We start from the raw sequence: 13,616 nt of genomic DNA, 5'->3' as shown, positions 1-13,616 counted from the left end.
ATTCGAAAATAAACAAGAAAAGTGAATGCTTTTTATTCTTTATAATGAAAATAATTGAAGATATAAGCATAATTTTTGCGGTAATTAGAGAACAAAGGTAACATAATAGATGTAAGAAAGAAACAATAAAGGAGGAAAAGATTATGCATTGGTTATGGGTATTGATTGTCGGCGCTATTATTGGATTAATCGCTGGTGCTATTACAAATAAAGGCGGATCAATGGGCTGGATTGCAAATATTGTCGCAGGTCTAGTTGGATCGGCTGTCGGACAGGCATTGTTAGGAACTTGGGGTCCGCAAGTTGCAGGAATGGCGATTGTTCCGTCAATTATTGGCGCGGTGATCGTAGTTGCTGTCGTTTCCTTTATTTTGGGACGTTCAAAAAGCTGATTTTTCACAGCCAACCTGAAAGTCTGGAGCAAAGTGCTTCAGGCTTTTTTTGTAGTCGAAAAGTAATCCAAAATAATGTAAAAATTTTTGTTTTGCAGGTATACTTGTGAAATCAGTAAATGGAGGAATGAAGATGAAGACACGAGCAATTGTAATCAATCATTATGGAAACGAAGAACAACTGGTAGAGGAACACGTTTCTTTGCCGGAAATCAAAGAGAATCAAGTTCTACTAAAAGTTAAAGCCTCAGGAGTGAATCCTATCGATTGGAAATTACGGGAAGGATATCTAGCAAAAATGTTTCCTTGGCAATTCCCTATTATTTTAGGTTGGGATGTTGCCGGCGAAATTGTGGCAATTGGGGATAAGGTAACTAAGTGGGAAGTCGGCGAGGCAGTTTTTGCTCGTCCTGACACGACACGTTTTGGTACCTATGCAGACTATACAATCGTTGATGCTGAGCTATTGGCGAAAAAACCAGAAAACACTTCTTTTGCCGAAGCGGCGGCAGTACCCTTAGCAGGATTGACAGCGTATCAAGCTTTATTTACCCATGGTCAGCTGCAAGCAGGAGAAACAGTGTTGATCCATGCCGGGGCTGGTGGTGTTGGTCTCTTTGCCATCCAATTGGCAAAACAAGCTGGGGCACGGGTTATTACAACAGCCAGTGAGCAGAATCGTACTTTTTTAAAAGAACTAGGTGCAGATCAAGTGATCGATTATCGTCAGGAAGATTTTTCTGAAGTTCTTCAAGGAATCGACCTTGTGATCGATACGATGGGCGGCGAGATTCAAGCCAAAAGTTTTCATGTTTTGAAACCTCATGGCCGTTTGATTTCAATCGTTGGTATTCCACCGCAAGAAGATGAAAAGCAAATCACTGCCAAAAGTATTTGGTTAAAACCAGACGGCGTACAACTGCAACTTCTTGCTGATCTATTGGAACAAGGAAAAATCCGCAGCATTGTCGGACAGACATTCCCATTAACAGCAACGGGTGTGAAACAAGCCCACCAATTAAGTGAGACACACCATGCAAAAGGAAAAATTGTTTTGGTGAATGAATAAGGAGAAGATTGACTCATACAATCAAAAGCCAATCCCTTGAGGAAATCATCCAATTGAAACCAAAGACAGCAGTCGATCCAGTGACTGCTGTCTTTTTTTGAAAAGATGACTGGAAAGCGATTTCTTTCCGATTTGTTGCGAGAAATATGCAAGAAATCATGATAAAAGCGGATAAAAACTAATGAATTTATCATGTTGTTTTTTTATCAGTCGATTATAATATAAGCATTGTTAAAAGAAAGGACTAATATGATGGAAGTGAAACAGAAAAAACGTGATTTAACTAAAATGAAAACACCTCACACCTATGTCATTATTTTTATCGTTGTTGTTGCGGCGTGGTTGTTGACATTTGTTGTTCCTGCTGGGAAATTTAGTACTACTGAAGTTCAATACAAAGATGCGAATGGCGAAACAGCTTCTCGAACAGTTTTGCAGCAGTCAACGTTTCGGTATGACTATCCTTTAGACAAAGAATTTGTTTTTGACAAATTAGAAGACTTGGCACAAGATCCACAAGAATTAGAAAAATTGGAAATATCCGAAGCAGATGTACAGACGGTTCTCGACGAAGGAGAAAAAAGTTTAAGTCAAGAAAAATTGGATGGTATCGCTCTGACCGATGATGCCTTGTATGATTTGTATGGGGATAAAATTTATGATAAATCGGAAAAACTTCACAAAACCGCAAAATTGTGGGGGACCGATGATTTTGGCGGCTTTGGCTTTTTGAACTTTGTATTTGAAGGCTTGGTTTCCGGTGACAAGTACGGCTCGGCTGTCGGTATTGCCGCACTGATTTTAGTGGTCGGCGGTGCTTTTGGGATTATTATGCGAACAGGAGCCATCGATGCAGGAATTTACGCTTTTATCTCAAAGACCCGCGGAATGGAAAAATTTGCAATTCCGCTGTTGTTTTTTGCCTTTTCACTAGGGGGAGCAACTTTTGGGATGGCAGAAGAAGTTATTCCTTTCTCGATGGTGATGGTGCCTTTCGTCATAGCATTGGGCTATGATTCCATCGTTGCGGTTACCGTAACGTATGTCGCTTCTCAGGTAGGGAACGCGACTTCTTGGATGAGCCCCTTCAGTGTTGCAGTAGCACAAGGAATCGCAGGTATTCCAGTGCTATCTGGAGCAACCTTCCGTTTGATTATGTGGGTGGTAGTTACTGCGTTGTCAGCGGGCTATCTGATGATTTATGCTGAACGAATTCGGAAAAATCCACTGCGTTCAGAAGTTTACGAATCAGATGAATATTTCCGTAGCCACATTGAAAAAACAGCGAATGAAAACAAACCATTCTTATGGGGACATAAGCTGATTTTATTGGAAATGTTAGCAGTTCTTGTCTGGATTATTTGGGGCGTAACGCAAAAAGGCTACTACATTCCAGAAATTGCCTCTCAATTCTTTGTTATGGGCTTAGTTTCCGGAATCACTGCGGTTTTATTCAAACTAGATATGGGCTGGAATGACATTGCCAAAAGTTTCCAAAATGGTGCTGCCGATTTGGCGGGTACGGCAATTGTCGTAGGGATGGCAAAAGGAATTCTGTTAGTTTTAGGCGGTTCCGATGCCAATGTTGCTTCGGCATTGAATACGATTTTGCATAGCATCGGCGGCTTATTAACCGGTGTACCGGCGATGATCGGTGCTTGGGTAATGTACATTTTCCAAAGTTTATTCAATTTAGTCGTTACCTCAAATTCGGGACAAGCAGCTTTGACTATGCCGATTATGGCACCTTTAGCAGACTTGATCAATGTACCACGACAAATTGCCGTTTTGGCGTATCAATTAGGTGCTGGTTTTGTGGATGCCTTCACGCCAGTTTCTGCAAGTTTGATTGGTGTGCTAGGTGTGGCACGGATTGAATGGGTGAAATGGGCGAAATTCCAAATCAAAATGCAAGGATTCTTCTTTGTTTTAGGAACCATCTTCATCATGATTGCTATTGCGATTGGTTTACAATAAATGACTAATGAGACAGTTTTCGCTGAGTTTGGCGAAGCTGTCTTTTTTGTGGCGAAAACTTAGTGAAATCTTGCTCATTTCGTACTATAATACCCCTAGTTGAGAAACTTTCTCACTTTTCTTGAAAGGAAGATGTACATGAAAACAATCGATTTTTCCCGTTCGTTATTTGACTTAGTTTCAGAATTTCCTGAAATCAAAGATATTATGTATAGCATCGGCTTCGAAGCCATCACCAAACCGGGAATGTTACAGACGGCTGGACGTTATGTGACGATTCCTAAAGGTGCACAAATGAAAAAAATTCCTCTTGAAACTGTCGTGGCAGCTTTTGAAGCACAGGGATTTACTGTGGAGGGAGCAAAATGATGGAACCAACAGCAAAAAAACGGCAGGAGCGGATCGTAGAAATTCTTTCCCTTTTGCATGAAGGTGGCTCTTTTGAAGAAGCCAAACGATTATTTAACGAGGAATTTGATGGCGTGGACGTGACAGAAATCACTGCCGCAGAAAAAGCCTTGATTCAAGGGGGCTTGAATCCCAGCGAAATCCAACGCTTGTGCAACATCCATGCAGCCGTTTTTAAAGGATCGATCAATGAGATTCATCGCTCCAACTATGACCATGAACAACCCGGGCATCCCGTCCATACGCTAAAATTAGAAAATCAAGTCTTACAGTCCTTGCTGACAGATGAAGTCGATGGCGTGTTAGCAAAAATCAAAAAAGGAGATTGGTCACAAAAAGATCGTCTGCTTTTGGCATTGACGGATCTCTTACAAATCGACAAGCATTATGCACGCAAAGAAACCCTGATCTTTTCTTACATGGAAAAATACGGCATCAGCGCGCCGCCAAAAGTAATGTGGGGTGTGGATGATGATATCCGTGACATGATTAAAAACTTGATCCAAATGTTGCAATCGGAAAAAACCGCCTTCAATCCTTTGTCAGAAAAATGGGCTGCCGTAAAAAATGAAATTGAAGAAATGATTTTTAAAGAAGAAGAAATTATGATCCCGATGACTTTAGATGTATTTAGTATGAAGGATTGGGAAAAAATTGCCGCTGATAGTTTTGATATCGGGTTTGCCTTTATTCCAGAACCATTGCCTTGGAAAGCCAGTCAAGAAGCACTGGAAAAAGAAGCAGAAAGAGAACCGGCACGGCAATTAGCTATCAAGCAGGCAAAAGAAACTACAGACGGAATTGCTGCCGGTTTAGCTGCCGACGGGCAAGCAGAACCGTTGGAAACCCACTATGACTGGGAAGACCAGACCTCGGCAGATACGGTCGTTTTACCAACGGGTGTCTTGCAGTTAGAACAAATGATCGCAATGTTTCAAGTTTTGCCAGTGGATTTAACATTTGTCGATCAAGAAGATCGGGTTCGTTTTTATTCAGAAGGAAAAAGTCGGGTCTTTCCTCGAACCACGTCGGTTATTGGTCGAGAAGTCGTCAATTGTCATCCTCCAAAAAGCATGCACATCGTTCAACGAATCTTAGATGATTTTCGTTCAGGCGCTCGAGATCATGCAGATTTTTGGATCGACATGCGGGGTAAAAAAATCTATATTCGTTATTTTGCTTTGTATAATGAAGCCAAAGAATATTTGGGTTGTTTAGAAGTGACCCAAGACGTGACAGAAATCCAAAAATTAGAAGGTCAGAGCCGTTTGCTGGATGAAGAAAAACAACCCTCCAACGATTGACAGACGAGACAATAAATCGTATCGTTAACAGTAAGAAAGGGGTTGCATAAGAAATGTATTTAGCAAATCCACAACGGTATAAAAAAATGGTTTACAATCGTGTAGGCAATTCTGGTTTGAAATTGCCAGCGATTTCTTTAGGGTTATGGCACAATTTTGGTGATACTGATCCGTTGGCAAAACAGCGGGAAACGATATTAGGGGCGTTTGATATGGGAATCACCCACTTCGATCTTGCCAATAATTACGGTCCGCCAGCCGGCTCAGCCGAGGAAAATTTTGGTAAGATATTCCGGCAGGAGTTAAAAAGTTATCGGGACGAAATGATTATTTCTTCAAAAGCGGGATATTACATGTGGGAAGGACCTTATGGTGAATGGGGATCAAAAAAATATTTGACCGCTAGCTGTGACCAAAGTTTGCAACGGTTGGGATTGGATTATGTGGATATTTTTTACCATCACCGTCCAGATCCTGACACACCAATGGAGGAAACGGCCCATGCATTGGATCTATTGGTTCGTCAAGGTAAAGCATTGTACGTTGGTGTTTCAAATTATTCGGCGGAACAAACGAAAAAAATGGCAGGCTTGTTAAAGGGATTGGGCACACCGTTTATCATTCATCAACCCCGCTACAATATGTTTGATCGATGGATTGAAGATGGATTGACTACCGTTTTAGAAGAAGAACAGCTAGGTGCTATCGTCTTCAGTCCGTTAGCACAAGGTCTACTGACGGATCGTTATCTGCATGGAATTCCTGAAGATTCCCGTGCCCATCGTTCTGACAGTCCATTTTTGACAGAAGATAAAGTCGAAGGAACCCTTTCCGTCGTTCGCAAGTTAAATGCAGTAGCTGAAAATCGGGGACAAACCTTAGCGGAAATGGCTCTTGCGTGGAATTTGCAGCAAAAAACAGTGACCAGTGTACTGGTGGGTGCTTCCCGGTTGAGTCAGTTACAAGACAATGTCAAAGCGTTGGATCATTTGGCGTTTACTCCAGATGAATTAGCAACCATTGATCAACTGTTAAAAGAAATGAAGTAACAAAAAGCGGCGGATTTTTTTCGCCGCTTTTTTCGTGAGCATGAAAATCTTTGTGAAAATAGAAACAAAATGAGGTATAATGTGCTAGGAAATAATTATTTATAGGAGGATGAAAATGAAAGCACTAATCGTATTTGCACATCCAAAAAAAGAAAGTTTTTCACATGCTTTGGTAGCAACCCTTGAAGAAGCATTGAAGAAGAAAGGGTATGAAGTCAACGTTCGAGACCTGTACCAAATGAATTTTAATCCGGTTTTATCTGGACCAGACGCGATCCATATCGAGAATGGAAAATTTGTCAGAGACAATGAGACGTTTCCTGAAGATGTTCAAGTGGAACAAAAATTTATTGAAGAGAGCGATTTGTTAATTTACGTTTTCCCAAGCTGGTGGAATGGCATGCCGGCAATCATGAAGGGCTATGTAGATCGGGTTTTCCAACACGGATTTGCCTACAGTTTTGAATCAGACGAACCGAAAAAACGCTTTGCTGGAAAACGGGCATTGTTCTTTACCCCAACAGGTCAACCACAAAACGAAGACGGCAGCGATTCACCAATCGATCGTGCAATGAAGACGGTCACTTCAGAATGGATGTTCAACAGCAATGGAACCGAAGTGATCGATCACGTATTTTATGGTCGAGTTCCTTATAAAACGCGGGAAGAATTAGCCGAATATTTGGCAGATGCCCAACGAAGAATTGAGGAGCTGTAAAAAATGAATTGGAAAAAGTTTGCGGGAATTGGGGTAATTTTAGGACTGTTGATTGGTTTGACTGCTTGTGCCGCGGGAGCGGATACGAAAAAAGAGAACGTCCAAGCAGATAGCGACAATCAAGAAAAAATCATCAATATGATGGAGATCAATGAGATTTCTTCCATGGATTCTGGCAATGCGCTGGATGGGGGCAGTTTTATTGCTATCACACAGGTTATCGAAGGACTCTATAATTTAGATGACGAAGACAATATTATTCCCGGTGTTGCGGAAAAATTGCCGGAAATTAGTGAAGATGGCTTAACGTATACCGTTTCCCTTCGAAAAAATGCTACTTGGTCAAACGGTGATCCGGTAACAGCTCACGACTTTGTCTATGCTTGGCGCCGGGTAGTCACGCCTTCTTTTGGCTCACCAAGTTCATTTTTATTGGCAGATATTAAAAACACCTCCAAAATTTTAGAAGGAAAAGCTGAACCGGAAACCCTTGGTGTTGAAGCAAAAGATGATTATACCTTGGTGGTTACCTTGGAACATCCGGTGGCTTATTTTACCTCAGTGATGACTTTTCCAACCTTGTTTCCACAAAACCAAAAATATGTGGAAAAACAAGGAGAAAACTATGCTTTGGATAGCGACCATCTAATTTATAATGGACCTTATCGTTTAGCTGAATGGAAACACGGCAATCAAAAATGGGTTTATGAAAAAAATGATCACTATTGGAACAAAGAACAAAGCAATGTCAAGGCAGTCAATATCCAAGTTGTTAAAGATACGAATTTAGCTGTCAATCTGTTCAAAGATGGACAACTGGATCGGGCAGTCCTTTCCGGTGAGTATGCCAAACAATACAAAAAGGATAAAAACTACACGACTCAGCTTGATTCTTGGGTCCATACACTGGAATTGAATCAAAAGAAAGAGGATAAAGCAACGATCTTTGCCAACAAATCGATTCGCCAAGCTATTGGCCTTGCCATTGATCGGGAACACATTGCCAATACACTGCTGGATAATGATTCCCGAGCTATTTATGGCTTAATTCCAAGTGAATTCGTGAAAAATCCAGAAAGTAACGAAGATTTCCGTAAAGAAAGCGGCGATATTCAAAGTTTTGATGTTGAAAAAGCCAAAACCTTGTGGCAAAAGGGCTTAAAAGAGTTGGGAGAAAAAACAGCTACCCTTCAACTGTCTGCTTCAGATCAGGATGAGAACAAAGCAATCACGGAATACTTGCAGTACACCCTACAGGAAAACCTGCCGGGCTTAACTGTCGAAATTTCTTTGGTTCCGGAAAAAAATCTGTTGGATAAAAAACAATCCCATGATTTTGATTTGATGCTGACACGCCAAGGTCCGGATTTTCAAGATCCTACCACGTATCTGAATACCTATCAAACAGAAGCCTTCAATAATCCTTCTGTTTATAGCAATGAAACCTATGATAAATTATTGGCGCAAGCCCAGACAGAATCCAATCAATTGGAAACCCGTTGGCAAACGTTGATCAAAGCAGAGCATACCTTGTTGGAGGATGCAGCAGTAATTCCAATCTATCAATCTGCTAACACAGCTTTATTGCGGGACAATATCACAGGAATGATCCATCACTTGTTTGGACCGCCAAATTTCTACGGAAAAATTATGTTGAAATAGAAAAAAACCGATACTGATTTCAGTATCGGGTTTTCTTTATCCTAGAGTAAAGGCATCAGCCAATTGACCCAAATCCAGCTTAAAGGCATGATCAAAATCATGGCTGGAATCATATCGGCAATGGGGAACATTTTTAGTTTGACCATTCGAAAACCAGTTGCCAACATCAAGAATCCGCCACAAGCTTTGAAGTCGAAAATCATATCCGGCGTTGTCAGTGGGAAGACGAATTTTGCCGCTAAAAAAAGAACATAGAAAATTAAAAATTGTGGAATCGCAATGACTGAAACTACATAGCCCAAATTACAGGCAAAAATCGCAGCAGTGAAGAAATCTAAAATCGATTTGGAAATCAAAATCGTACTGTCGCCAGTCATTCCTGCGTCCAAACTTCCATAAATACCGGTTCCGCTAGCACAAAAAAGAACGATTACGGTCACAAGCGTATTGATGAATTCTTCGTGAGACATCGTTAAATTTTCATTTGGAAAGAGTTTACTAATGGGCTTTTGCATCAGCATGGCCCCTTTGTTGATGTATTCCCCCAAATGAATCGCTAACCCGATTCCAGTACCAATGACTAAAGCAAAGATAACCGCCGGCATATATTTCATCGGTGCAATGGCAAAAATTCCCATTCCCATCGAACAAACACCGAAAATCATCGTGATCTCCGTTTTAAATTTCTCCGACAATTTGTTTCCTAAAAATCCGCCCGCTAATCCGCCAAAGACAACAGACAGGGCGTTGATAATAACACCAGTTGGCATGTAATTGCTTCCTCCCTTATAAATGAATAACTGCTTACTTGCGGGTTCATTTTACCAATCAAAGATGGTTTCGCCAATTTAAAATTCGTGCTAAAGTATTCTCAAATGGAATAGAACGGAAGCGAAATAATGGACATCAATAAACTGCAAGCCTTCATTGATTTGACGAAAACCTTGAGCTACACCGAGACGGCAGAACATCTTTTTACTACCCAAGGCAATATTTCTAAACAAATTTTGAATTTAGAAAAAGAATTAGGCGTAGAATTATTTCAACGAGAGCATCGAAAAATCCAATTGACCGAAGCGGCTAAACTTGCGTTGCCTTTTGCTCAATCTATCGTGGAGCAATCTGAAAAATTACAGGAGACTTTGGCAGATTATGAAGCAGAAACCAATCTGGCGCTGCATGTGTTTACCATTCCGACGATGCCAAGCTATCGCGGCTTTGCGAAAATCACGGATTTCTTGAAGAAGCATCCGGAAATCAAAATCCAATTGACCGAAGCGGAGAGTTTTGAGCTTTTTCCTGCACCGTTGGAAGGAAAGAACAACATTGTTTTTGCCCGAATCTTTGGAGAAAAAGCAGACATGTGGGAGTGGTTGATTACAGAACAGGATCGATTTGTCGCTGTTTTACCAAAACGACACCCTCTGGCAAAGGAAAAGGAACTACCTCTCGTTGCGTTGGCACAGGAAAATTTTTTGCTTTTGGGAAAAGAAACCAATCTGTATCTTCCGGTAATGGAAATGTGTAGGCAAGCGGAAATCAATCCCACTATCACATATGAAGGTACCCGAATCGACTTGATTTTAACAATGGTTGCCAGTGAACTAGGTATTACCTTAGCGATGGAAAAAACGGTTCTCAATCTTCTTAACGAAGAATTAGTGGCAATTCCGGTGACCCCGAACCAAATTAGTTCGCTTTGCTTTGTGCGAAAAAAAGGAGAACACTCCAAAGCCTCCAATCTGTTTTGGTCCTATTTACAAGAACAGTAAATTAATATTCCATTTCGGAATGTATTCTTCCGGAAGTTGAATTGTTTGCGACAGCGGGAACTTTTACAATGATGATGAGTTAAGGAAAGGGGAAATCATCATGACACAAGAACCTTATGATTTAAGAAAAGTTCTCGCTGAACTAAAAGAACTGCCGGGACAATACCATGAGACAGCAATCGAAATTGATCCGGAGGCAGAATTATCCGGTGTTTACCGCTATATCGGTGCGGGAGGAACCGTCAAACGTCCAACACAAGAAGGACCAACGATGATGTTCAATAAGATAAAGGGATTTCCTGACAAACGGGTGCTGATCGGTATCATGGCCAGCCGCAAACGTGTAGGGGAAATTTTTCATCACGATTATAAAACCTTAGGACGTTTATTGAAAGATTCAGTAGAAAATCCTGTGAAGCCAGTTAAGGTCGCCAAAGCAGACGCACCCGCACAAGAAGTCGTTCATCTAGCTTCTGATCCGGCATTTGATATTCGCAAAATTTTACCAGCACCAACCAATACGGAATATGATGCCGGACCATACATTACGATGGGTGTCGTTTTTGGCTCTGATCCGGAAAAAACCATGAGTGATGTAACAATTCATCGAATGGTTTTGGAAGACAAAGATACAATTGGTATGTATATCATGCCCGGTGGTCGACATATCGGACATTTTCAAGAGCAATTTGAAAAATTAAATAAACCAATGCCGATCACGATCAATATCGGACTTGATCCTGCCATCACAATTGGTGCAACCTTTGAACCGCCTACCACGCCTTTAGGCTACAATGAATTATGGGTTGCCGGTGCCCTGCGGCAGGAACCTGTGCAATTGGTTGATGGGGTTGCGGTGGATGAAGTGGGCATCGCGCGGGCAGAATTTATTATTGAAGCCGAAATCATGCCAAATCAACGAATGCAAGAAGATATCAACACCCATACTGGTAAAGCGATGCCGGAATTTCCTGGTTACAACGGAGATGCCAATCCTGCTGTTAATGTCGTCAAGGTTAAAGCAGTGACCCACCGCAAGGATCAACCAATCATGCAAACAACCATCGGTCCAAGCGAAGAACATGTGTCAATGGCTGGTATCCCAACGGAGGCGAGCATTTTAGAATTGGTGGATAAAGCAATTCCCGGAAAAGTTGTCAATGTGTACAACCCTCCTGCAGGTGGCGGGAAATTAATGAGTATTTTGCAAATTCGCAAAGAAAATCCTGCCGATGAAGGAATTCAACGACAAGCCGCAATTTTGGCTCTCTCGGCCTTTAAAGAATTGAAAACCGTCATTTTGGTAGATGAAGACGTGGATATTTTTGATATGAATGATGTGATGTGGACTTTAAATACCCGTTTCCAAGGAGATCAGGACATTCTTGTTTTGCCTGGGATGCGGAATCACCCTCTTGATCCTTCTGAGTTGCCGGAATACGATCCAAAGTCGATTCGGGTACGGGGGATGAGTTCCAAAACAATTCTTGATGGAACCGTTCCTTTTGATATGAAAGATCATTTTATCCGGGCGCAATTCAAAGAAGTTGCTGACTGGAAAAAATATCTGGACTAAGACTACAGATGGAAAATGCCGCAACTTTTTGCTGCGGCATTTTTTAGAAGGGAGTAAAACAAATGAAGAAAATCGTAATTGGAATCACCGGAGCATCAGGAACAATCTATGCACTTGACCTAATCAAAAAATTAAAGGCGATTCCTGATGTTGAAACGCATGGAATAATCAGCTCATGGGCGAAAGAAAACCTCAAGCTTGAAACGGAAATGTCATTGAAAGAGGTGGAAGGTTTGTTGGACTATCACTATTCCAACAAAGATTTAGGAGCGGCGATTGCCAGCGGTTCCTTTCTGACCGATGGCATGGTGATCGTTCCAGCGAGCATGAAAACAGTAGCTAGCCTTTCCATCGGATTAGCAGACAATTTAATTACTCGTGCCGCAGACGTTGCCTTAAAAGAACAACGAAAACTGATTTTAGTTCCACGAGAAACACCGTTAAACGCAATCCACTTAGAAAATTTAACGAAGCTTTCACGATTAGGCGTGCAAATCATTCCGCCGATCCCAGCTTTTTATAATCAGCCAAAAACAATCCAAGATTTGGTGGATCATCACACCATGAAATTGTTGGATGCATTAGGCATCGCCAATGACAGTCAAGGAAGATGGGGTGGCGATGAGTAAAGAATTTCAAGTTTCTGCCGAAAAGTATACAATGAAAATCAGCGCAACGGTGAGAAATAAAGATTTGCTACTTCAGTTGACTGGGGGGGATTATCCTCATATTGGTACTGTGACGACATTTTCAAAAGATATTTTACCCGAAACGCTTCGTTTTCCCAGCCATGACGGACGATTTCACAAAGACGATCGTTTAGCACAGGTCATTGTACCTATGATCCAAGCGCTGTTGCCGGGAAACTGTGTTCTGTTGTCTGGTGTTCATGTGGATCAAATCACCCAAGCACAAATTGCAGTATCTTTTGAGATGGCTGCACAATTGGGAGAGCAGCTTCAGCAATGGTTGTCCACAAACCCATTTTCTGAGAAAGAACCTCAGTATTATCAAAAAAACGAAAAACCGCACTAAAAAAATCCGTCAAACAAAAAGTTTGCGGTTTTTTTGCGTTTAGCGCCTTTAATTCAGATATATCACCCCGGAAATTTCCAAATCGAAGCCACACTTTTGGTAAAATGCGGCGGTCTCTTCATCCGTTGACAAGGTCAGAATACCCAATCCTTGTTGTTTACTTTCGGTGATTAATGCATGAATCAATTGTTTTCCAAGACCTTTTCCCTGATGAGCAGGATGAACCATGATGTCTTCCAGATATCCGTGTTCCAATCCCATACCACAAACATAGCCGAATGCTACTAATTGCTTTGTCGTAGTTTCTCGGATGTCAGCATAAAAATTGCAACGTTCAAAAAGTTGGGGATAATCCTGCGGCCGACCGCCCCACCCGATACTTTCACGTAAGGCGGGAACTTCAAAAGGTTGGATGGCAGAATTGAGTGCTAAATGATACGGCATAAATTCCCTCCAAAAAAATCATTTTTTTAATTGTAGCATTTTTTTGTCTTTAGCTACAGAAAGTGTGGAATTGCTTTATATAATAAAAAATGATACAGATTAAAAACAGTTGCTTTTCGGTAAATATAGATGTTTAAACAAGAAAAATCTGTGCTGTATAGTTGACATATTTTTGAAAAATAGTACAGTAGTAAAAGTAGTGTCAATCTG

At 41.2% G+C, this 13,616-nt stretch carries 14 protein-coding genes; 12 read left to right on the top strand and 2 right to left on the bottom strand.

Annotated features, from left to right (window positions below; genetic code table 11):
* Window positions 1-143 precede the first annotated feature (143 nt).
* The 8 genes from BN1875_RS08240 to BN1875_RS08205 all read left to right on the top strand — a co-directional run bounded on the left by BN1875_RS08240 (window position 144) and on the right by BN1875_RS08205 (window position 8,579).
* A complete protein-coding gene (locus BN1875_RS08240) occupies window positions 144-392 on the top strand; it encodes a GlsB/YeaQ/YmgE family stress response membrane protein (RefSeq protein ID WP_048604373.1) in 249 nt (82 codons plus the stop codon).
* A 133-nt stretch (window positions 393-525) separates the two neighbouring features.
* Window positions 526-1,461 (top strand): NADP-dependent oxidoreductase, encoded by a 936-nt coding sequence (locus BN1875_RS08235; protein WP_048604372.1) that lies wholly within the window; start codon window positions 526-528, stop codon window positions 1,459-1,461.
* A 252-nt stretch (window positions 1,462-1,713) separates the two neighbouring features.
* On the top strand, window positions 1,714-3,438 hold the full coding sequence (gene yfcC, locus BN1875_RS08230; RefSeq protein ID WP_048605304.1) for a putative basic amino acid antiporter YfcC: 1,725 nt from the start codon (window positions 1,714-1,716) through the stop codon (window positions 3,436-3,438).
* Window positions 3,439-3,576: 138 nt separating this feature from the next.
* Window positions 3,577-3,807 (top strand): DUF1858 domain-containing protein, encoded by a 231-nt coding sequence (locus BN1875_RS08225; protein WP_048604371.1) that lies wholly within the window; start codon window positions 3,577-3,579, stop codon window positions 3,805-3,807.
* The gene (locus BN1875_RS08220) at window positions 3,807-5,150 is read left to right on the top strand and encodes a DUF438 domain-containing protein (protein ID WP_048605303.1); all 1,344 of its coding nucleotides are present in this window, start codon (window positions 3,807-3,809) and stop codon (window positions 5,148-5,150) included. Before BN1875_RS08225 ends, BN1875_RS08220 begins: the two co-directional genes overlap by 1 nt.
* Before the next feature lie 53 nt (window positions 5,151-5,203).
* On the top strand, window positions 5,204-6,199 hold the full coding sequence (locus tag BN1875_RS08215; RefSeq protein WP_048604370.1) for an aldo/keto reductase: 996 nt from the start codon (window positions 5,204-5,206) through the stop codon (window positions 6,197-6,199).
* 115 nt (window positions 6,200-6,314) lie between these two features.
* Entirely contained in the window at window positions 6,315-6,917 is a 603-nt protein-coding gene (locus tag BN1875_RS08210) for an NAD(P)H-dependent oxidoreductase (RefSeq protein WP_048604369.1), read from the top strand.
* A gap of 3 nt (window positions 6,918-6,920) precedes the next feature.
* Window positions 6,921-8,579: a peptide ABC transporter substrate-binding protein gene (locus BN1875_RS08205; protein ID WP_048604368.1), complete on the top strand. Its 1,659-nt coding sequence runs from the start codon at window positions 6,921-6,923 to the stop codon at window positions 8,577-8,579.
* Window positions 8,580-8,620: 41 nt separating this feature from the next.
* Here BN1875_RS08205 and BN1875_RS08200 read toward each other — a convergent pair whose 3' ends face one another.
* A complete protein-coding gene (locus BN1875_RS08200) occupies window positions 8,621-9,349 on the bottom strand; it encodes a DUF554 domain-containing protein (protein WP_048604367.1) in 729 nt (242 codons plus the stop codon).
* 129 nt (window positions 9,350-9,478) lie between these two features.
* Here BN1875_RS08200 and BN1875_RS08195 point away from each other — a divergent pair, with 129 nt between their 5' ends.
* The 4 genes from BN1875_RS08195 to lpdD all read left to right on the top strand — a co-directional run bounded on the left by BN1875_RS08195 (window position 9,479) and on the right by lpdD (window position 12,962).
* On the top strand, window positions 9,479-10,351 hold the full coding sequence (locus tag BN1875_RS08195; RefSeq protein WP_048604366.1) for a LysR family transcriptional regulator: 873 nt from the start codon (window positions 9,479-9,481) through the stop codon (window positions 10,349-10,351).
* Between the two features lie 100 nt (window positions 10,352-10,451).
* Window positions 10,452-11,927 (top strand): UbiD family decarboxylase, encoded by a 1,476-nt coding sequence (locus BN1875_RS08190; RefSeq protein ID WP_048604365.1) that lies wholly within the window; start codon window positions 10,452-10,454, stop codon window positions 11,925-11,927.
* 62 nt (window positions 11,928-11,989) lie between these two features.
* Window positions 11,990-12,556, top strand: coding sequence for a UbiX family flavin prenyltransferase (locus BN1875_RS08185; RefSeq protein WP_048604364.1), 567 nt, complete (start codon window positions 11,990-11,992; stop codon window positions 12,554-12,556).
* Window positions 12,549-12,962: a prenylated flavin chaperone LpdD gene (gene lpdD, locus BN1875_RS08180; protein ID WP_048604363.1), complete on the top strand. Its 414-nt coding sequence runs from the start codon at window positions 12,549-12,551 to the stop codon at window positions 12,960-12,962. The genes BN1875_RS08185 and lpdD overlap by 8 nt, the downstream gene beginning before the upstream one ends.
* A 48-nt stretch (window positions 12,963-13,010) precedes the next feature.
* Here the strand turns inward: lpdD and BN1875_RS08175 are convergent, their stop codons facing one another.
* Complete coding sequence (locus BN1875_RS08175) at window positions 13,011-13,406, bottom strand: GNAT family N-acetyltransferase (protein ID WP_048604362.1); 396 nt, start codon at window positions 13,404-13,406, stop codon at window positions 13,011-13,013.
* Between the last annotated feature and the right edge of the window lie 210 nt (window positions 13,407-13,616).

Origin of the sequence: Enterococcus massiliensis, from assembly GCF_001050095.1 — a bacterium.
GTDB lineage: Bacteria > Bacillota > Bacilli > Lactobacillales > Enterococcaceae > Enterococcus_C > Enterococcus_C songbeiensis.
The sequence above is the reverse complement of the archived record's forward strand: the minus strand, read 5'-3'. Positions and strand labels throughout refer to the sequence as shown.

Coding starts and splice junctions, on each gene's coding strand:
- BN1875_RS08225 (WP_048604371.1), top strand. CDS start 3,577: ATGAAAACAATCGATTTTTCCCGTTCGTTATTTGACTTAGTTTCAGAA.
- BN1875_RS08175 (WP_048604362.1), bottom strand. CDS start 13,406: ATGCCGTATCATTTAGCACTCAATTCTGCCATCCAACCTTTTGAAGTT.
- BN1875_RS08200 (WP_048604367.1), bottom strand. CDS start 9,349: ATGCCAACTGGTGTTATTATCAACGCCCTGTCTGTTGTCTTTGGCGGA.
- BN1875_RS08195 (WP_048604366.1), top strand. CDS start 9,479: ATGGACATCAATAAACTGCAAGCCTTCATTGATTTGACGAAAACCTTG.
- BN1875_RS08215 (WP_048604370.1), top strand. CDS start 5,204: ATGTATTTAGCAAATCCACAACGGTATAAAAAAATGGTTTACAATCGT.
- BN1875_RS08235 (WP_048604372.1), top strand. CDS start 526: ATGAAGACACGAGCAATTGTAATCAATCATTATGGAAACGAAGAACAA.
- BN1875_RS08240 (WP_048604373.1), top strand. CDS start 144: ATGCATTGGTTATGGGTATTGATTGTCGGCGCTATTATTGGATTAATC.
- lpdD (WP_048604363.1), top strand. CDS start 12,549: ATGAGTAAAGAATTTCAAGTTTCTGCCGAAAAGTATACAATGAAAATC.
- BN1875_RS08220 (WP_048605303.1), top strand. CDS start 3,807: ATGGAACCAACAGCAAAAAAACGGCAGGAGCGGATCGTAGAAATTCTT.
- yfcC (WP_048605304.1), top strand. CDS start 1,714: ATGGAAGTGAAACAGAAAAAACGTGATTTAACTAAAATGAAAACACCT.
- BN1875_RS08190 (WP_048604365.1), top strand. CDS start 10,452: ATGACACAAGAACCTTATGATTTAAGAAAAGTTCTCGCTGAACTAAAA.
- BN1875_RS08205 (WP_048604368.1), top strand. CDS start 6,921: ATGAATTGGAAAAAGTTTGCGGGAATTGGGGTAATTTTAGGACTGTTG.
- BN1875_RS08185 (WP_048604364.1), top strand. CDS start 11,990: ATGAAGAAAATCGTAATTGGAATCACCGGAGCATCAGGAACAATCTAT.
- BN1875_RS08210 (WP_048604369.1), top strand. CDS start 6,315: ATGAAAGCACTAATCGTATTTGCACATCCAAAAAAAGAAAGTTTTTCA.